The following is a 19,323-nucleotide window of genomic DNA, read 5'->3' on the forward strand; positions in this document are numbered from 1 at the left end:
AAGACTATACAAGATGCCTAAATTAGTTTTACTGTTACTTCTAATACTAACAGGCTGCAACGACAGCGATGATGTAAACGCTTCTACAGACGATAAATATTATTATTACCCAACAGATGAAGCATCTGTAACAGCTGCACAAATTGGAGACGGAACAGGCACGCTTGCTCCGAGAGGAATAGCCATTGCCAATGATAAATTATATGTCTGCAATGGTAATGTTCTGGAAATTTTTGATGCAAAGACCTTAAAGTACCTGAAATCTGTAACTGCTTTTTCGAAAGGAACCACAAACATACCTTTTACAAATCTTTCTTCTGTTTGCGTAGATAATAAAAGGATCTATCTCGGAAGTGTTGATTCGCGTCTTTTTGTATTGGATGAAACTAATACTTTAGGAATCAATACGGTAGGTAACGGACAATGGTGGAATACTTTTGTACACGTTTTTGGTGTCGTGGTAAAAGACGGGCTGGTTTTTGTGAAGGAAAAAAATACTACCATTAAAGTTTTTGAAGCCTCACAAATTACAGAAACCAGCAAATGGGACTTAGCGCCGATTGCCAAGCTAAATACCTTAAATGGATATGATGAATTTTATTCCCTGCAAATAGAAGGCGGAAATCTTGTTGTTGCGGGAAGAAATGCCAAAGCGTATTTATATTATGATATTGCTGCGATTCGTGCCAATGCTGCCGCGTCACTTACAACTCCGATCGTTCCCGTAACCAAGCCGTTTTCAGATGCTAAACCTCTTGCGGTTTCGATTAGTAGCGATTGGGCCATTACTTCTGAAAATGTGGGTGCTGTCAATTTTCTGCGATTCTATCCAAAAGAGGAGTTTTTGAACAAAACCTACTCTGCGAGAATCAATACGACGGACATTATGGGAGAAAATCCTTTTGGAACGATCCTGGGTATTGCACAAGTAGAAGACCGCATCTTCTTATCGGATAATACCAATAAAAAAATTAGAGTACTCAGGCTAAAGAAAGCTGCAATTAGCGAACAAAAATAAAAATAAAAGCTGCTTCCCAAATAACCAGGGAAGCAGCTTTTTACTTTAAAGACATTTTCAACAAACAAATTTGACGTTTTAAACAAAGTCGCTGTCTTAATGTCTCCCTAATTTTGTCCCATAACATTAATCATAAAAAAATGGAACAGAATAATTATCAGGGAGTACTACAGCATCCTATTGGTTCAGGATTTAATGCAAAATCAACTACAAGTGAAGCAATTAAAGGAATTGATCTTACGGGCAAGATCGCCATTGTAACAGGCGGACATACCGGAATAGGTCTGGAAACAACCAAAATTCTTGCAGCAGCAGGCGCCACTGTTATTGTGCCGGCAAGAGATCTTAATAAAGCTGGCAAAAATCTGCAGGGCATTGCCAGCGTCGAACTTGAAAGTATGGATTTAATGGATACTGAATCCATTGATGCTTTTTCTGAAAAATTCCTGGCTTCACAACGACCGCTTCATTTGCTCATTAATAATGCCGGTATCATGTGGGTGCCGCTTCGCAGAAACAGCCTTGGCCATGAATCACAATTAGCCACTAACTACCTTGGACAATTTCAACTTACGGCGCGATTGTGGCCCAGTTTGAAAAAAGCGAACGGAGCAAGGGTTTTAAATGTATCTTCTTACGGGCACCAAATGGCACCATTTCATTTTGAAGACCCTAATTTTCTCTATCGGGATTATGAAACGCTACAAGGCTACGGGCAATCTAAAACAGCTTGTAATTTATTTGCACTTGAACTGGACAATCGTGCTAAGGATTTTAAAATCCGCGCCTATTCTCTGCATCCGGGGAGCGTTTTGGGAACAGATTTAGGAAGAGAAGAACCCATAGAGTTATTCAAACAATTGGGCACTCATGATACCTCAGGCACTATTAAGCCCGAAGTAGCCGCCAACCTGAAAACGGTTTCTCAAGGTGCTGCAACTACAATTTGGTGCGCTACAAGTCCTTTACTTGACGATATTGGCGGGGTATATTGTGAAGATGCTGATATTGCCGAATTAGATTTAGGAAATATTGAACACCGTTTTGATGAACCTTCAACAATACGAGGAGTACAGCCCTACTCCCTTGACGAAACAAATGCAAAAAGGTTATGGGATTTAAGCGAGCAAATGACAGGAATTAAATTTAAAACTGTTTAATAGTATAGAATAGAAGGCCAATTTTCTTTCGCTGTACATAACAACAATACCTTATTTTGTAATAACTTAGATCAGTAAAAATGATTTCCAAAAATCAATACGATGGAACATATCTCAAAATATTTAACCAGGGACATTAAGCTCTCCAGCTATGATGACAAGCTTTTTAAATCAGATCTGATGTTTGAAGATCATATGCTAATCTGGTTTATTTCGGGTGAAACGAAAATCATACAAGCCACTACAACCTCCGTTTTTAAAACGGGAGACATCTTTTTGATTCCAAGAAATCAGTTGGCAACGATTATCAATTATCCTAAAAATGGTCTTCCGCATAAAACAGTAGTGATGCATTTATCGGTTGAGCGATTAAAGAAGTTTTATGAGAAAATTGATATTCAGAAGCACGTCCCATTGGAAAGCAAAATATACAGTTTTAATAATCATCCCTTATTGGAAAGCTGCCTGGCTTCTGTGGTTCCTTATTTTGATATGAAAGGAGATTTTCCGGAAAACCTGGCTTCCCTTAAAATTACAGAAGCGATAAGCATTCTGAGAGAGATTGATAAAAGTGTTGATTCCGTACTGGCCAATTTCGATGACCCGGGCAAAATTGACCTGATTCGTTTTATGGAACGTAATTTTATGTTTAATATGTCAATGGAAAAACTGGGATATCTTACTGGCCGCAGTTTATCAACTTTTAATCGTGATTTTAAAAAACACTTTAGAACCACTCCTCAAAAATGGTTAACCGAAAAAAGACTGGAACTCGCCTATTATTATCTGACGCAGAAGAAGAAAAAGCCAACCGAAATTTACCTTGAAGTTGGTTTTGAGGACCTCTCTCATTTTTCTTTTGTTTTTAAAAAGAAATACGGAGTTTCGCCAGGTCAATTATCCGGTTAATCAAAGCAAAAAAAATCCTGAAAGTTCTAAAAAAACAGTCAGGATTTTTTTTTTATCCGAATAAAGTATCCGGATCAGTCAAATTGGATAATTTTTCTTTTAAACCGGAGTTTAGCAGTGTTAATCCAAATTGGTAGGAAGCATTCATCCAGCCAAATCCTTCTTCTGTTATGTAGTCAAATTCGGTTCCGACATTTCCGTACTCTGCAAAAATTTTATGGGAACTGATAGACAAATCAAATTTTTCAGGAATCGTTCCGTTATAATCAACCGCATTTCGGGTAATGAGCCATAACCAGCGATAAATCATTTCCTGTGCTTCCTCCTGAAAATCATAATTCAATAATCCTTTCCATAATAGTATCTGATGCGGAGCCCAGCCAAACGGATAATCCCATTGTCTTATGGGCGCATGTTCACTTACGGCCGCAATAGACGATGGAGTGCTTCCGGCAATTCCGCCTTTCATTTTAAATTTTGGCAGCGTTTTTTTAACTAAAATAGCGGCTTGTTCGTCTGTACAGATTTTTGCCCACAAAGGATAAAATGTTGTGGCTGCCTCAAAATAATGCTGTTCGTTCAGCTCGAAATTATAATCGAGATACAGGCCGTTGGTTTCATTCCAGCACAATTCATTGATTTTTTGCTTTCTTTCCGCTGCTTTTTTATTCCAGTCCTCACTCGAATAAGTAGTGTTTTCATTGTATTGAAACTCATCATTAAAAATAGTTTCAATGAGGAAGGCAATATCGGTTTCGTATTTATAAAGCAGACTGTTTATTGCAACTGTATTTAAATCCGCACAAATACCCACCAATCGGTTTGTTGTATCGTGGCCGCTTTCGCGCATACTTCTGTCATGCATAAAATAATGATCCAGATCAGCATCTAAAATTTCTCTTTCGAGGTATTTTTTCTCAAATTCCCGGGTTGACAGTCCGTATTTTGGCGCATATTTTTCAAGTATATCATCAAAATGGCCTTCTTCTACCTCAAACGGAAGTCCGATTCCTTCTGCTCTGTAACGATTTAAACCATTCGGAGTGCGTCTTTTTCCCTGCTCCATCCAAACCGTTTTGTATTCTTTAATAGCCGTTTTCAAATGTCTTTCAATCCATGCTTTTTCAGGATTTGACCTTTCGATAATATCTACAATCAAGGAGGTATACAACGGAGGCTGCGTACGTGTCAGGTAATAACTTCGATTGGCGTTTAGGATTTTGCCATAATGGTCAATCTGATATTTAAAGTTTTCCGCCATGCCAAGTGCCAGATCAATTTTATCATCGATTAAGAGTCCCATGGTTATGAAATAACTGTCCCAGCCGTACATTTCATTAAATCTTCCACCGGGAACTACAAAAGGAATTCCGTCGGTTTTATTGTTTTTGGTTTGAAGCGCCAACGCCAGAATTCCGGGTTTTTTATTCAATGATAAAACATATTCCGGTGCAATAGCTGCAGGCAACTGCACCACTTTTAAACTAGGATTTGCGGCTTCTAAATTTTTAAAATACTCAAAAGCAAAAGAATCTCCGGCCGGAACATACAGATATGAAATTGCATTTTCTATTTTGTCATCCTCTAAAATCTTTTTTACTCCGGCAGCATCAATCGTTCTGGTAAGTCCTTTCCAGTATAAATCTTTTATTTTTCTTGAAATTCTTTTTACCGGATCTTCTGTTATATCTTCTAAATTAATTTCAGTAAACTCCACGTTATTTTTTTTAGACAAGGCCAATTCCTGTAATAAATTAGAAAGCTGGTACGTTCCTTCAATAGCGATAGAATTTCCTTTATCATCTTCCAGCAAAAAGCTTTTGGGCCCTTTGTCATCAATGGTTATCTTTTTGTCTCCATCAGTGTCTTCCTGAGCCAATAATTGACTAAGGGTCTGATTGATATGTAATTTAAATTTCATTTTTTGCGGTGATTTTTTTAAGAATAAAAAAGGAAATCAGTAATAAAGCCATCGGAATTAAGGTGAAATAAAATGCTTTTTCCGGGCCTTCATTTTTAAACAGCCAGCCTGTGATCCTTGAACCCAATGTTCCTCCAAGAGCAGAAAAAATAACGATTAATCCTGTCATGGAGCTTTGAAGGTTTTTTGGCAATGAACTTAGTACTATTGAATTCAGTAAAGGATAAATGGGCGCTATAAACAATCCGATTAACGGAAATGCAAATCCAATAAGGGGTATATCTGAAAGAGAATTAATATTTTTCACTTCAAGTCCAACCACATTCGGAAGTACAAAATACACGATTCCCATAGCAGAGATCACACAAACGCTAAGCACCCAGATCCAGTTGACTTTTTTGGTTATTATTCCCGCCACAAGTCGCCCAACTGCCAGTGAAATAGCCAAAATACTCGCCATCATAATGCTGATATTTTCGGGTAAGTGCAATACTTTTGTATTGAACGTGGGCAGCCACGAAAGAATCCCCTGCTCGATCATTACGAATAAAAAAACGCTGATTACAAAAATAACCGTAAGCATTTTAGCGATCAATTTAAACATCTGCAGAAAATCATCCTTGAAATTTGCTCCGGCAGTTGCTGTAATTTCTTCAAATTTTGTAAAAAACAGAAATAAGAAGGACAATAGCGATAATCCCGCCAAAAACCAATAGACATTTAACCAGGAATCCGGATTGCTTTCCTCATTAAAAGCCGGAAACAGAAAGTAAGCCAATGCAATTCCAATCATAAAAACGCCTTCAATACTGCTCATCAGGGCATTGTGTTCCTTTTGGTTTTCGGTGACTGTACCAATTAAGGAATACACCGAAACTTTTATCAAAGCAAAAGATACTCCTACAGTTGCAAATAACAGTTTGGCACTGTCAAATGAGTTTCCGAAATACATGGCAATGCAGGCCAAAGTGACCAGCGCCAAGCCTGTCAGCATGGCTTTTTTGTAACCAATCCGAGGCAGAAAAGAAGCAATAAAAAAAGAGACAATCGCGATAGGCATATCCTTAAAGGCTTCCAGAATACTGGCCTGCACTTCATCTACTCCGTAATTTTTCTGTGATTTCAAAATTACAATGCCTACACTATTCAATAAAATAGCAAAGACAAAATAATTGAGATAAAGCGCTATTTTGATTCCTATGTTTTTCATTAAGGGATGTGGTTATTTTTATAAAAAGCTTTATAAAAGAAGGATTACGTAAAGTTACAAAAATACCAAATGCTGTTTTTGCAACAGCATTTGGTGAACTATCAATTAACTAACTTCAAATTAAAAATTAACGGCTACCGAAAATCTAAAAGCACGTCCTAAAATAGGTCTTGCCATAAACACATCACTTGCTGCTGATGTTGTTTGTCTTGGGTCGCCTTCTGTTAGACCAATCTCATTGAATAAATTCGATGCGTCTACCGCAAAACGAAGGTTGTTGTAGGTATAATTTAAACCTGCTCCCACTTCTTTGTAAGCCGGTAAAACCTGTTTGTTATCCTGATTGGTAAACTTTTTATCATAATAAGAGAATTGTACATAGGCTGTAAAGTCTTTTGTGATGTCTACTTCTGGTCTCAGGTTACAGAAAAATTTCGGGATTCTTCGGGCTGTATTTCCATTGAAATCAAAAGTAGAACCGTCTGCGTTAGTACCGGTAAAATTATCATATTCCGGTTTTTGAACAGTGAAAGTAAAATTCAGGTTTACGATTTCATATCTTGCATTCGTCTCCACTTCAAGACCAATATTGTTTACATCGGCAAATTTGTTTTCAGAAGTTCCGTCTGATAAAATATCCGTAAAGGCAACATTTTTCAGATTCATGTGAAATACATTCGCATTAACAGAGAAAAACGAACCGGAATATTTATACCCTAATTCTAACTGATTCACTTTTGTATTTTCAAGCTTGCTTAAATCAGCTGCATTGTCATAAAAAGATTCTTCAATCGGAGACCTGAAACCATGACTGTAACGAACGTAAGAAGCCATATTATCATTGAACTTATAATTTGCAGCGCCTGTATAAGACAATTCGCTTACATCATATCTCCAGTAGGTATAAGGATTTCCTTTTACCGTTGTAACCGCATCATCGGCAGTATTGTTGTCCAGAACCCCTAAATTTTCGGCAAAAAATCTGGCATTATCCCTGTAGCCCGAATACTTGTCTTTATTGTATCGTACACCTGCATTAAAAGTCAGGTTTTCTGTCGCTTTGATTTCTGCATCCGCATAAATATCATTCAAAACGCCTTTGGTTTGTGCATCTCTTTCCAGCCAGGTGATTCTTTCTATTCCGTTCCAGGTATGATTTACTCCTGTTGTATTGTCTTCTACATTTAATAACCTTGGATTATCTGAAACACTTACCAGATAGGAATTCCAGTTCCAGTATTGATTTGATTTCCAGTTGGAATAATAGTATCCGGCTGTCAGTTTTACAGGATCCAAATCAAAAGCAAAAGAGAAATTGTTCGCAAAATTGTTCATTTTTTTATGAATGTACCAATGATCAGCTCTCATAATTAATGCATTGGGATCAACGGCAGCACCATTATCTACATAAGTAAAATCAAGATTAGCTGCGGTTGTATTCTGAACTCCTGTTGCATAAGCATCTTGTGTCCAAGGACCTCCGTTAGGGAAAATGGCATTGTAATTCAAATCGATAGCCGTTTGTTTGAAGGCATTTTTGAAAGTCACTTTCTCTGAAATTTTCTTTTTGAATTCCGCTCCAACGGAGTTGATTACCGGATGCGAACCATCTTCTAAATCGGCACTAAAAGTTCCGCCACCGTATTGAGGCACGTTCAGATGACTGAAATTTACAGAGGTTAATGTTCCATAATTTGGATTAAAACCATCTATGCCTTCAATTTTTCCGTTATTGCTTTTTAATGGAATCGGCAGGTAAAAAGTATTTCTGTCGTCAAGATGTTTGAAATTGACTCTTAAATAATCTCCATCATCAAATTTATAGGTTAAGTTTCCTTTGATCTGACCTCCTTTATTGGCTGTAAATCCGGTATTTCGCACACCATTATCGGCTCTGTAAAATCCTCCGATATTAAAAAATAATTTATCCTGAATTAAAGCGCCTGATAAATTAAGATCGGTTCTGAACATTCCGTAATCTGAAGTGGAAAATTTCGCTCTTCCCTGAAAATCATTTTGTCCTGTTTTAGAAATAAAATTGATGATTCCGCCCGGTGCATTGTTGGCAAAAATTGAGGCAGATCCTCCACGTACCGCTTCCATTTTACTCACCGTTTCGTCCAGTCTGTAAAACGTATCCGCATTGGCAAATTGCAAAGCACCGTCTTCAAAAACCGGTAATCCGTCTTCCTGGATTTGTACATATTCATAAGCTCCTGCTGATGGAATTCCTCTCGCAAAAAGGTTGTTTCCGATTTCCCCTCCTGAGGCTTCTACTACAAAACCGGGAATGGTCTGAAGCAAAGCTGCGGTACTTGCCGGAGCCCTGTTTTCAATGGCTTTCGCCCCCATCGAAGTAATGGCCACGCTTGATTCGAGTTTCGATCTCGGACTCGATGATCCTGTCACGACCACTTCTTTTAAGTTTTGCGATTCTGTTTCTAAAAACAGATTTTCAACTACCGCTTCTCCTTCTTTTACAGTAACTTTTTTCGTGAAGCTTTTATAGCCCACATTGGTTGCTGAAATCGTATAAGTTCCGGCAGCCACATTCGTAAATAAATAGCTTCCGTTTACATCAGTAGTCACAGTCTGATCTGCTCCTGTTAAGGATACGTTTGCTCCGGGCACAGTCTGTCCGCTTTCGTCGAACACTTTTCCTGAAACAGTATTTTTCTCCTGTGCAAACAAGTGGTTTGGTACAGAAATTAGGCACAACAATAAAAATAGTCCGCCTGCATACGAGTTAATAAGTTTCATTTTTTTTGGTTTGGTTAGTAAAATTCATACTTGTTAGTGTAAACTTAGTAACTAATTAAAACCTGACTACGAAATTATAATCGAAAACGTTTTCGAAAACACCTAAAACGTTTTCGAAAATTATTTTTTTATGGAAACTGGTCTAATTTAACCGCGAAGTACGCAATGCCAACAGCTATCAGCCATAAGTAAAACGTGTTATTTTTAGATATTTGATGGCTGAATTATTTATATCAAATTCTTTCTGTCTTATCTCTTCAGGAATTTACGTTCTCTTTAAAATGTTGAAAAAATCTTTCCTAATATTGCCCCTTAATAATTTTCACATCGAACTCTCGTAATTTTTAGTATATTTATTTCATGAATGATACAAAATTAATTGATATCGCCTCGGCATTGGGAATTTCTGTCACTACGGTTTCAAAAGCTTTAAAAGGGTATACTGACATTAGTAAAACTACCCGTGCGAAAGTGATTGAAATGGCCGATAAGATGAATTATATGCCTAACTCTGTTGCGGTCAACCTCAGGACCAATGAAACCAAAACGATTGGCGTCATCATTCCTGCAACGGTACATCACTTTTTTTCCAGCGTCCTGAACGGAATTTTAGAAGAGGCCGAGAAAAGAGGTTACCTGGTTATTATCCTTCAGTCCAATGAAAAATATGAGCTGGAGAAAAAACAGGTTGCTCTGTTATTGCAAAAAAGAGTAGATGGTATTTTGATGTCGCTCTCTAATGAAACTGATGATTTTTTTCATATCAACGAAGCCATCCGAAAAAATACGCCGGTGGTTTTATTTGATAAAATTGCCAAACGTGTCGATTGTTCCAAAGTCGTTATCAATGACATGAAAGCTGCCTATGATGCCGTAACGTATTTAATAGAAAAAGGATTCAAAAAAATTGCACATTTTCGCGGGTCTTATGTTCCCCAAAATTCTATTGACCGTTTTTTAGGCTATAAAAAAGCACTTGAAGACCATAATATAAAGTACGATCCTTCTCTGGTCTATGTTTGTGACCACAATACGGACTTTGAAGATGGTTACGAAAATGCCGAAAAATTAATGGCCGATCATAAAGATGTGGATGCTGTTTTTGCCGTTACGGATCTGGTAGCCATCGGAATTATTAAATATTTTAATGACAAAAAAATAAAAACTCCCGAACAGGTTGCCGTATTTGGATTCAGCAATTGGTTTATGAGCACCGTAATTTCACCAAAACTAACCACAATCGATCAGCCCGGCTACGACATCGGCTATCGTGCTGCTTCCATTTTAATTGATGAAATCGCCCAGATAAAGGAACACATTCCGGTCGTACATCAGATTGTGGAATTACCGACTCATATTATTGAGAGAGAGTCTACACAGAGAGAATAAAAAAGAAATAAAATTTTAAATTGTTTCTTTTCTTTGGATAATAAGCTTCCACTCCATTACCCTGAAAGTTTTTTGATTTAAAAATCCCGCTCTCCGAAGTATTACTTATGAAAAGCTTGCAAATGTCTTACAGAATATTATTTAGGCTATGGGAATGCAATCTGTTTTAATTTAAATTTGGATGAAGTCGGAGACTTTATGACGTTTCGTTTTTAAATGGCACAATCGTAAATTGCACAAAGTCAGAGACATTTGCAGCGTTGATGAATACTTCGAGGAGCTTGGGGAAACTGTCACCTAAAACTTTTGTAAGGTATTTTTTTTACTATAAAACACTAATTATATATAATTAATATTTTAAGAATTTACATCAATATTCTATAGCTCAAAAAATAATTAATGATGAAAATTATGAAATCAAAAATCGCATATATTTTACTTCTTTTTTCCTTGTTTTCATGTAAAGAGAATAAACTTACTCCCAATAATAACACCTCCAATGATACGATTGACGTTAATCCAGAAGAAGTCATTACGATTAATCAACTTAGTATTAGCGAAGATACTTTGGTTTATAGAATTCGTGAAAAGGGAGATCGAGATTCGTATGATGAACTTTTTTATAGTTTAATGGAAACAGTTGAACCTGTAAGTACAGATAGTGTAATGTTCTATGCGAAAATTATGGCTGAAAAATACCAATATGGAAGAGCTTACTTTGACTATTTTGAAGCATTATGTAGGAAGTCAAACATAGAGGTTAATTATAGTGATTTTTCAAGCATTAATCTACTTAAAATGGATAGTGTTACAAAGAAACAGGCTGACGATTGGTTAATTAAGATGATTAAAAATAAAAAAATTACTAAACAGCAATATGATTCAATAAAAAAATAACCCCCGCTCTCCGAAGTCTTCCTTATAAAAATTTGGCAAATGTCTACTCTGACTTTGCGCCATTTTTTTGTTCTCATAACTTGTAAACCAGTCAAAAGTCTTGTGACTTTTTTAGAATCAGTCTTAAACAATGTCTTATAAAATATTATTTAGGCTATGAGAATTCCAATCTGTTTTTAATTTATGTTTGGATGAAAGTCGGAGACTTTAAGGTGTTTTCGTTTTTAAATGATAAATTCTAAATGGCGCAAAGTCAGAGACATTTGCGCAGCGTTGATCAAGACTTAGGGGAGCTGCGAATTTACAACACTCGTTTTGAGTATAATACATACATGAGGCAATTTCAGCATGAATCCTGGAAAAACACTTCACAGACTTATAAAGATGAAATAGAGCAAGTAGCAGGGCAATACGTTAATTATTCAGAAATAAAAAAATATTTTGTCAAATGAAAAAAAACATAATACTCATATTTATTATTTTTATCTTTTCATGTAAGCATTATAAATCTTACGATAAATATTGTATAAAAAAGATTGATTTTATAAATCAAAGTCGAAATTTAATTCCATCAATCGTAAAGATTCAAATTGAAGATTCAAATGATAGTTTAAAGAACTTGCTAGCTTTAGGTAAGTTTAAAAAAGTCATTTTGTATTCCGTAAAAGCTAATGATAGAGATTTCTTTCACTTAGCCCCTTTCGGTACTGGCAAACAATTTAGTATAGAAGGAGAAGTTATAAATTTGTCTTTAATGACAACTTTATACGAAAAAGAGTTTGGTAATCGGTTATCAGATATAGAAATTGAAGAAAAGGTTAATGGTGATATTGGTTTGGTAATAGATAAAGATACAATTGTAATAAAAAAATGTGAAACCATTTCAGATTAAAGGTATACTTCATAATTAGCGATGTAAGATTTCTTTCATTCATACAAGTATAAGTATAACGGAAAAGAATTGCAAAACGAGCTGGGACCTAACATGTATGACTATGGAGCTCGTAATTATGATCCTGCAATTGGTCGATGGATGAATTTAGATCCTATGACAGAACAACGTAATTGGCTGTCTCCATATAATTATGTACAAAACAATCTCCTGACTTTACACCCGCAACTCTAACCCACAAATAGAATAAAAAAGTAAAGCCTCGCCATTAAGGCGAGGTTTTTTTATGCTTTTTAGAGACTGCTTCCGATAATTAGTAAATGTTCCAAATAATGGAAACAAAACCCTTGACCTCAATTCCTCCTAAAATTCTTTGATTTAAAAACCTTACCCTTATCCGTAATCATTAGACAACTATACGCAGGATATTTATTGATTAACTGAAGTCCGGCGTCTTTTCCGAGCACAATTAGTGAAGTACTGAAACCATTTGCCATTTCTGCACTTGGTCCGAAGACTGTAGCGCTTACAATTCCGGTTGCGGGATAACCTGTAATGGGGTTTATAATGTGGGAATACCTTTTACCGTTTAACTCTATAAACTTTTCATAATTACCGGAGGTGGTAACGGCTTCTCTTTTCAGGGAAAATATTTTAACGAATTTATCGGTATCAAATGGATTAGTAATGCCAATTGTCCATTCCTTTCCGTTGGGCTGTGCTCCCCAGGTGGTGAGATCTCCGGAAGCATTTACAATACCTGCTTTTACGCCTTTGGCTTCCATCACTTCACGGGCTTTATCGGCTGCGTAGCCTTTTCCGATGGATCCAAAACCAATTTTCATTCCGGGTAATTTCAGGAATATGGTCGATTGAATACTGTCCAATACTATATTTTGATATCCTACTTTTTCTACTGATTTTTTGATTTGTTCGGGTGTTGGCATTTCGGTCATCGAGCCATCATATTTCCATACTTTTTCCAGAGCGGCAAAGCTAATATCGAATGCACCGTTTGTGATTTTAGAAATAGTAATTGCTCTCTTCGTAAGATCAAACACTTCCTTATCAACCTTTACCGCGCGAATACCCGCATTTTGATTGACTTCGGAAACCTGAGAATCCGATTTCCAGTCTGAAATAAGGTTTTCGATGCGTGTAATTTCTGCAATGGTTTCCTTTATCCGGGTTTCAGCCGTTAGTGAATCTTCTGCCACAATGGTAATATCAAAACGACTTCCCATGAGCAATGTGGTTCTTTTTCGCATGACTTGTCCGGTGCAGGCAAAACTGCACAGGAACAGGCAAATTGCAACTATATTTATTACTTTTCTCCTCATAACCTAAGGCTTAATAACAATCTGCCAGCACTTGTTTTTTTGTTTTATAATACGCCAGATCATTTCCGTTTTTTTCGATGCAAATGGTGTCCAGCATTTTTTCTACGTCCTGTTGCATCGCAAGCGACCCACAAATCATAACAGTTCCGCCTTGCTGCAATAAAGCTGCAAAGAAAGTAGCATCTTTCTGAATCAGATCCATTACATAACACTGATTCTGTTCCTTTGAAAAGGCAATATGAAAATCTTTCAGGTGTTGCCTGCTAATCTGATGGTCTGCAAATTCTTTGTATGTAGAAACCGATTCTGTTTCGTTTCGGAAACCACAGTACAAATGACAGGCTGTTTTAGTTTTATTCTGCTCAATCATTCCCAGGAAGGGGGCAATTCCGGTTCCATTTGAAATCAAAGCCACCGCAGAAGTCTTTTTAGGAAAGTGAAATCCTTCATTTTTCATTACTCTTGCTTTGATAACCGATCCCGGTTCAAGACGATATAAATAACCGGAACCAAGACCATGTGGGTGCAATTTTACGACTAAACTAATATTCCCTTTGCTCTTTCCTATAGAGTACAAACGGTCTCTCCCGTCTCCGGCCGGATAAAGGGCAAGCAAATCACCCGATGTAAATTTCGTTCTGCTTCCGGCACGCAGGGTGATCCTAAAGGTATGATCGGTTTCTGAAATTGCCGTTTTTTCCAATACAATCATCTTCTCCACTCCTCTTGGCTTTTGTGCATAAGTTGCCGGTGTCAAAGCTAAAGCAATGTCTGCTTTTTTGCTCCATTTTTTCACCCATTCTACAAATTGTAAAGGCGATTTATCATCAACAGTATGGAGTTCCAGAAAACGGCTACTCCAGGATTGCTGAAATAAGAACTCGTCTGTTTTTTTCGCAAAACCGCAAAAATCAGGATATGATTTAGACCCAAAACCCACAATACTTATTTCAACTTTTTGTTCCTGTGGATATTGATCTATCAGCGATAAAAATTTACTGCCATTGGAAGGCGCATCGCCTAACCCATGCGTAGAGGTAAAAACGATAAGATGTTCTGCTTTTGGAAATTGGGTATAATCATTTAAACCGCCCAGATAAGAAGAAAAGCCTTTGCTTATTAATTGGGTGTGAATGGCATTCGCAAAACGCAAGGTGCTTCCGTTTTCTGAACCGGCCAGTAGAATAAAACGACTGTCTTTTGCTTTATGTTTGTTTTTAATTCTGGTTTCCCTGCGACGCAAAGTCATGGCAAAGCCCGAATAAATAAAAAACAGAATATTCAGTGAAGCAATAGCCAGAACAACAGCCCAGATTGCATTGGTACGTCCGGTATGAAGATCAAGACTCAGGTTTTCAAGCAATACGGTGACCGGATAACGAACTTCACTTACAATTTGCCCTGTAAATTGATTAACCTTCAGCTCCCGATCGGTAAGTTTAAGTATAAAAAACTCTTCCGTATCTTCAGTATCAAAAGGAAATTCCATTTTCTGGACATCAGAAAGTTTTGTCTTTTTGAAGATCTCAAAATCGGCACTATTTTGCTGTTTGGCAGTTTTAGTATCAACCTGAGTTTCTTTCTGATTGATTTTGGTCTCGGGAAAAAGCTTAAATCTTTGCATGGAAAGATAGGTTCCGGAAAGTGCCATTATGAGAATCGGAATAAGCATCAGCCTTCCTAAAATGACATGGTAATATTGTGCAAAATTATCTTTAATGATTTTCGAAAAAAAACGACGCAATCCCTTTTGTCTCTGCAGTACTAATGCTGTACCGGAAATGGCAATCAGGAAAAGCAAAAAGGCATTAACACCAATAAAAAACCTTCCGGTTTCATGTAAAAAAAGGGAACGATGCAGCGAAGTAGCCCATTGGACAAAAGCACTTTTCTTTTCGGTCTTTCCTATTACTTTGCCTGTTACGGGATTGATATAAGCGTTAACATCGTTGCCTTCTTCGTCAAGACCTTTTAAGGTAGTAAACTGATTGTGATCTACGCTGATTTCACTAACCTCCAGATAGTTTTTACTCAAAGCCGGAATAACATCTGCAATGTAGAGATTCTCAAAATTATCGACACGATAAGGCGGCATTTTCTCCCCTATCGCATCGGCAGCTAGTACCACTCCGGTAACGGATGCCAAAACAAGAAAGAGTGAAGAAAATACCGCCAGCGTTAAGTGTGCATATCTCCAGACAGATAATGTCATATGCCTTATATATTGCTGAGTTTTACATATCTTATGTACCCTTTTCCTTCTGCTTTTTCGGTAATTCCAGCTGTTGTTAGTGGTATTTCTGCATCTCCTACATAATATTTCTGGTCTTCAACAGCGGTTTCAAAACGTATTTTATAGCCTTTATTAATTTTTGAATTTTCGATTTCAAATACCGTTACACTGCGATCTCCTCCTGTAACCGAAGCTCCGGTTTTCGCACTTACATCCGGTTTTTTAGCATTGAATTTATTCCATTCCTTCAGGCTTTTGTACCATTTTTTATCGTCGCCCATCACATACAGGGTTTTTTCATATTCACCTTTAGCATCAATAAGGGAAACTGCCACATAAGCACCTTCACCCACATAGTTTGCCATTTGCAAAAGGCATTTATATTTAGTGGTCTGTGCGGAAGCCTGAAATGAGAAAAGGCCTGCAATTACTGTCATCAGACAGATTTTAGATAATGATTTCATTTAATATTTATTTTAAAAAATCTACAGATATATTATTCTTTTTTAGTAATTCGTTTTCTTGTGCCAGGCTGTAAGCGGTTTCATCAAATTCGGTTTTGATGTCTTTTTTAGCTCCAATTGACAATAAATACTTCAAAACAGTATCGTCTTTTGCGATCATAGCTGCTTTGTGTAAGGCTGTTAATCCTTCGCTATTTTTAGCATTTACATCAATATTAAGTCCGTGCAGTTTTTTCAACAGGGCGATATTATTTTTGGCTGCAGCGGTATAATATAAGGTACTACCGTCTTTTTGCTGTGCTGCAAAGTTAATCCCTTTACTCTTTAACAGGGTTAATTTATCGTCGAAATCATCTTTTTGCGCACCAGCTTTTGAAGCTCTGTACGATTCAATCAGATAAAAGGCGAGATTGTTTCCTGCAGTGTCGGTAACATTGATATCTGCACCTTTACTCAAAAGCAATGCAACAACTTCTGCAGTACTTCTTTTTACTGCTGCAGTCAGTGCAGATTCTCCTTTGGCATTTACAGCGTTGATATTTTTTACTTTTGTTGCAAAAGTTTGAATCAGCTCTATGTCTTTTCCTTCTGATGCCAGAATTAAAGCGGTGTTTCCTTCTTTGTCAGCCTGATTAACGTCTACTCCTTTATCTATAAAATACTTTACAATTTCAGACTGTTTTTCTTTGCGTGCCAGTATATGAATCACAGTCTGACCATTTGAAGAGGTCGCTGTGGGTTTAAGTTTAAGATCCTCTACTAAATATTTAAACTCTTCGATTGGGTTTGCACTTCTGCGCATTCCCTGAGCAGCTGTTATTAAGGCATAATCCGTATACTTCACTCCTTTTCCTGCCAGAGTTTTTAATAATTCTATATTTCCGGATCTTGCGGCATAATCAAATGCGGTATGCCCATTCTTATCGACATCTTTTAGCGATAATCCTTTAGATACCAAATAATGCGAAATGGAAAGGTCTTTATCAGAAGGAATAGCCAGCAACAATAGATTGGCCCCATCATCGTATTTCTTTTTCGGATCAACTCCTGCTTTAAAAAAGGCATCAAATGTAGCAGTGTTTGCTATTCCTGTCCCGGCAGCAAAGGCAATTGGCGTAGCACCATGGCTGTCTTCGAAATTAACATCGGAACCTTTAGCGATAAGATATTCTACCAGTGCTGCATTTCCTTTATACGCAGCCCAATGCAGGTAAATACGATTGTCGTGCGTCAGTTTTGTGATTTCGTTACCCGGAAGTGTCAGTAAATATTTGATATCTTCGATTGGTGCGCCATTATTGATCGCCAAAACAACCGGATCAAATGCATTTCCATTTAACTCTGCAGGATTATTCCCTTTTTCTATTTCAGCTTTTAAAGTGGCTAAATCCGGAGCTGTTTTCCAAAAATTCTGATCTAAAAGTCTATTTTCCTGAGCGTTAACCTGTAGTGTTGCTGCAAGTATTGCAATAAAGAGTATTTTTTTCATAATGTATACAATCAACGAATTCCTATTCTGTTTAACGAACTTTCCATTGCGGAATTTCAAGGCCGAAAGTTAGGTCTTATTTAGAATATTTCAAAATAAGGATTCGTAAATGTTTTTTATTTTTTCAATAAAATTAATAGCAAATGCAACACAATGATTTTCAGACTTATCTATTGTTTTTTTTGTTCTAAACACTAAAAATTTAAGGTTATCACTTACTAAAAAAATCAACTTTTGCGTCGCATTAATCTTCTATTTGAAAGACTTTCATTCAACTTTACAGGAAGAACCGTCCCAGAATTGTATTTTGTCCCGGAAAAAGATAAAATAGTAAATAAAAAATCCCGCCTTAATAAGCGGGACGTTTTTGACAAGGTATCAAAATTGATCAATATAATTTCGAACCTCTATTTATTCTTTAACAACATTTTCAAGGCTGTTTTGTAATCGGTATTTGTTGAATATTACAAAAAGGATCGTAACGATTACAAGTAAGGAAAGATCAGCAACTCCAAGTAATAATTGACTTTTCACTTTAAATAAATTCGCAAATCCGTAACTGAATATTGAACTGATCATATACATCACACCGCCTGTAAGACCGCTGGCTACTCCTGCATTTTTGGAGAAACGGGTCAGGCAATACCCATAAATAATATTAAAAATAAAACCTCCGGCGATATGAATACCAATTATAAAACCAATTAAAGTGTAAATATTGGTCAGTAAAGAAGAGGTGAAAATCATCAGTAACACTAACAGAATCTGAATACCAAATGCAATTCCGACTTTTCTGCCCAACGATTTTTTTATTAATACTTTTGCGATGATTCCGCCTGTCATCAACGATAAACCGGACAACAAAGAAGTGTAACCTGTCGTGATTGCAGAATGACCCAAAACACGTTCTATGATAAAAGGACTGGATAAACTAAAGACCACTACAATACCAAAACAGATTCCGATAATAATAAGTCCTAATGTAAAATCAGGTGTTTTAAGCATTCCCTTATACGTTTCTGCAATTGATTTTAGTTTAAAGGGATGATAATGTTTTAATGATTCGCCACTATAAATAAGTTCTAAAACCAAAAATACCAATGATAATCCGCCTAAAAAGTAAAAGTTAGATCTCCAGCCAAAACTGCTTTGCAGATATCCTCCCAGAAACGGAGCCATAATAGGTGCGCAGGCCCAAATGATAGAAAACAAACTGATGTAGCTTTTTAGTTTTTCATCTTTAAAAAGGTCGACAAAATAAGCACGTTTCCCGACTACAATCAGCGCAATTGTAATGCCCTGAATAATTCGCATGGCATAAATCACATAAATATTAGGCACCACTGCAATCACAAAGCTGGTAACCGAAAATAAGGCCAGCGATACCAGACCAATTTTATAACGTCCGAAACTGTCTAAAATACTTCCGATAAAAAACTGGCTTACCCCAACACTAAACATAAACAACACCAGCGAAAGCTGAACAGCTGCTGCCGAAACATGCAGATCATTGGCCATTGCCGGTAATGATGGCAAATAAATATCTGTCGCAAAGCCGGATAACGGGATCAAAGCAAGGGCCAGTATTGTACTAAAGCCCTTGTGATTTTCTTTTAAAACTCTCATTTTTTATTTTATAAA

Annotated in this window: 15 protein-coding genes; 7 read left to right on the plus strand and 8 right to left on the minus strand. The window is 36.8% G+C overall.

The genetic code is table 11. The features are described from left to right. The first annotated feature begins 13 nt into the window (after nt 1–13). From HAV12_RS14675 to HAV12_RS14685, 3 genes are all read left to right on the plus strand, one after another. Complete coding sequence (locus HAV12_RS14675) at nt 14–1,018, plus strand: hypothetical protein (protein ID WP_240345167.1); 1,005 nt, start codon at nt 14–16, stop codon at nt 1,016–1,018. A 140-nt stretch (nt 1,019–1,158) separates the two neighbouring features. Further along, a complete protein-coding gene (locus HAV12_RS14680) occupies nt 1,159–2,178 on the plus strand; it encodes an SDR family NAD(P)-dependent oxidoreductase (protein WP_171570321.1) in 1,020 nt (339 codons plus the stop codon). Nucleotides 2,179–2,280: 102 nt separating this feature from the next. Further along, nucleotides 2,281–3,087, plus strand: coding sequence for an AraC family transcriptional regulator (locus tag HAV12_RS14685; protein WP_171570322.1), 807 nt, complete (start codon nt 2,281–2,283; stop codon nt 3,085–3,087). A gap of 52 nt (nt 3,088–3,139) precedes the next feature. On the opposite strand, the gene HAV12_RS14690 is transcribed toward HAV12_RS14685, so the two are convergent. The 3 genes from HAV12_RS14690 to HAV12_RS14700 all read right to left on the minus strand — a co-directional run bounded on the left by HAV12_RS14690 (nt 3,140) and on the right by HAV12_RS14700 (nt 8,978). Beyond that, on the minus strand, nt 3,140–5,008 hold the full coding sequence (locus tag HAV12_RS14690; protein ID WP_171570323.1) for an alpha,alpha-trehalase: 1,869 nt from the start codon (nt 5,006–5,008) through the stop codon (nt 3,140–3,142). Then, complete coding sequence (locus tag HAV12_RS14695) at nt 4,998–6,218, minus strand: sugar MFS transporter (RefSeq protein WP_171570324.1); 1,221 nt, start codon at nt 6,216–6,218, stop codon at nt 4,998–5,000. Before HAV12_RS14695 ends, HAV12_RS14690 begins: the two co-directional genes overlap by 11 nt. Before the next feature lie 120 nt (nt 6,219–6,338). Further along, nucleotides 6,339–8,978 (minus strand): TonB-dependent receptor, encoded by a 2,640-nt coding sequence (locus HAV12_RS14700; protein WP_171570325.1) that lies wholly within the window; start codon nt 8,976–8,978, stop codon nt 6,339–6,341. Between the two features lie 360 nt (nt 8,979–9,338). Here HAV12_RS14700 and HAV12_RS14705 point away from each other — a divergent pair, with 360 nt between their 5' ends. The 4 genes from HAV12_RS14705 to HAV12_RS14720 all read left to right on the plus strand — a co-directional run bounded on the left by HAV12_RS14705 (nt 9,339) and on the right by HAV12_RS14720 (nt 12,390). Beyond that, on the plus strand, nt 9,339–10,367 hold the full coding sequence (locus HAV12_RS14705; protein WP_171570326.1) for a LacI family DNA-binding transcriptional regulator: 1,029 nt from the start codon (nt 9,339–9,341) through the stop codon (nt 10,365–10,367). A gap of 411 nt (nt 10,368–10,778) precedes the next feature. After that, a complete protein-coding gene (locus HAV12_RS14710; protein ID WP_171570327.1) occupies nt 10,779–11,264 on the plus strand; it encodes a hypothetical protein in 486 nt (161 codons plus the stop codon). A 448-nt stretch (nt 11,265–11,712) separates the two neighbouring features. After that, on the plus strand, nt 11,713–12,156 hold the full coding sequence (locus HAV12_RS14715) for a hypothetical protein (RefSeq protein WP_171570328.1): 444 nt from the start codon (nt 11,713–11,715) through the stop codon (nt 12,154–12,156). Nucleotides 12,157–12,225: 69 nt separating this feature from the next. Next, nucleotides 12,226–12,390, plus strand: a complete 165-nt coding sequence (locus HAV12_RS14720; RefSeq protein ID WP_171570329.1) for an RHS repeat-associated core domain-containing protein — start codon at nt 12,226–12,228, stop codon at nt 12,388–12,390. A 119-nt stretch (nt 12,391–12,509) separates the two neighbouring features. Here the strand turns inward: HAV12_RS14720 and HAV12_RS14725 are convergent, their stop codons facing one another. The 5 genes from HAV12_RS14725 to HAV12_RS14745 all read right to left on the minus strand — a co-directional run bounded on the left by HAV12_RS14725 (nt 12,510) and on the right by HAV12_RS14745 (nt 19,308). Next, complete coding sequence (locus HAV12_RS14725; protein WP_240345168.1) at nt 12,510–13,496, minus strand: FAD:protein FMN transferase; 987 nt, start codon at nt 13,494–13,496, stop codon at nt 12,510–12,512. Between the two features lie 10 nt (nt 13,497–13,506). Next, nucleotides 13,507–15,708: a PepSY domain-containing protein gene (locus tag HAV12_RS14730; protein WP_171570330.1), complete on the minus strand. Its 2,202-nt coding sequence runs from the start codon at nt 15,706–15,708 to the stop codon at nt 13,507–13,509. A gap of 5 nt (nt 15,709–15,713) precedes the next feature. Next, nucleotides 15,714–16,193, minus strand: a complete 480-nt coding sequence (locus HAV12_RS14735) for a DUF2271 domain-containing protein (RefSeq protein WP_171570331.1) — start codon at nt 16,191–16,193, stop codon at nt 15,714–15,716. Between the two features lie 7 nt (nt 16,194–16,200). Continuing rightward, entirely contained in the window at nt 16,201–17,682 is a 1,482-nt protein-coding gene (locus tag HAV12_RS14740) for an ankyrin repeat domain-containing protein (protein WP_171571700.1), read from the minus strand. Nucleotides 17,683–18,093: 411 nt separating this feature from the next. Beyond that, the gene (locus tag HAV12_RS14745) at nt 18,094–19,308 is read right to left on the minus strand and encodes an MFS transporter (RefSeq protein ID WP_171570332.1); all 1,215 of its coding nucleotides are present in this window, start codon (nt 19,306–19,308) and stop codon (nt 18,094–18,096) included. Nucleotides 19,309–19,323: the final 15 nt, after the last annotated feature.

Source organism: Flavobacterium sp. CLA17, assembly GCF_013112255.2.
Taxonomy (GTDB): domain Bacteria; phylum Bacteroidota; class Bacteroidia; order Flavobacteriales; family Flavobacteriaceae; genus Flavobacterium; species Flavobacterium circumlabens.

What these genes read in the sequence shown, in the direction of transcription:
- HAV12_RS14675 (WP_240345167.1), top strand. Translation starts at nt 14, where the DNA reads ATGCCTAAATTAGTTTTACTGTTACTTCTAATACTAACAGGCTGCAAC.
- HAV12_RS14680 (WP_171570321.1), top strand. Translation starts at nt 1,159, where the DNA reads ATGGAACAGAATAATTATCAGGGAGTACTACAGCATCCTATTGGTTCA.
- HAV12_RS14685 (WP_171570322.1), top strand. Translation starts at nt 2,281, where the DNA reads ATGGAACATATCTCAAAATATTTAACCAGGGACATTAAGCTCTCCAGC.
- HAV12_RS14690 (WP_171570323.1), bottom strand. Translation starts at nt 5,008, where the DNA reads ATGAAATTTAAATTACATATCAATCAGACCCTTAGTCAATTATTGGCT.
- HAV12_RS14695 (WP_171570324.1), bottom strand. Translation starts at nt 6,218, where the DNA reads ATGAAAAACATAGGAATCAAAATAGCGCTTTATCTCAATTATTTTGTC.
- HAV12_RS14700 (WP_171570325.1), bottom strand. Translation starts at nt 8,978, where the DNA reads ATGAAACTTATTAACTCGTATGCAGGCGGACTATTTTTATTGTTGTGC.
- HAV12_RS14705 (WP_171570326.1), top strand. Translation starts at nt 9,339, where the DNA reads ATGAATGATACAAAATTAATTGATATCGCCTCGGCATTGGGAATTTCT.
- HAV12_RS14710 (WP_171570327.1), top strand. Translation starts at nt 10,779, where the DNA reads ATGAAATCAAAAATCGCATATATTTTACTTCTTTTTTCCTTGTTTTCA.
- HAV12_RS14715 (WP_171570328.1), top strand. Translation starts at nt 11,713, where the DNA reads ATGAAAAAAAACATAATACTCATATTTATTATTTTTATCTTTTCATGT.
- HAV12_RS14725 (WP_240345168.1), bottom strand. Translation starts at nt 13,496, where the DNA reads ATGAGGAGAAAAGTAATAAATATAGTTGCAATTTGCCTGTTCCTGTGC.
- HAV12_RS14730 (WP_171570330.1), bottom strand. Translation starts at nt 15,708, where the DNA reads ATGACATTATCTGTCTGGAGATATGCACACTTAACGCTGGCGGTATTT.
- HAV12_RS14735 (WP_171570331.1), bottom strand. Translation starts at nt 16,193, where the DNA reads ATGAAATCATTATCTAAAATCTGTCTGATGACAGTAATTGCAGGCCTT.
- HAV12_RS14740 (WP_171571700.1), bottom strand. Translation starts at nt 17,682, where the DNA reads ATGAAAAAAATACTCTTTATTGCAATACTTGCAGCAACACTACAGGTT.
- HAV12_RS14745 (WP_171570332.1), bottom strand. Translation starts at nt 19,308, where the DNA reads ATGAGAGTTTTAAAAGAAAATCACAAGGGCTTTAGTACAATACTGGCC.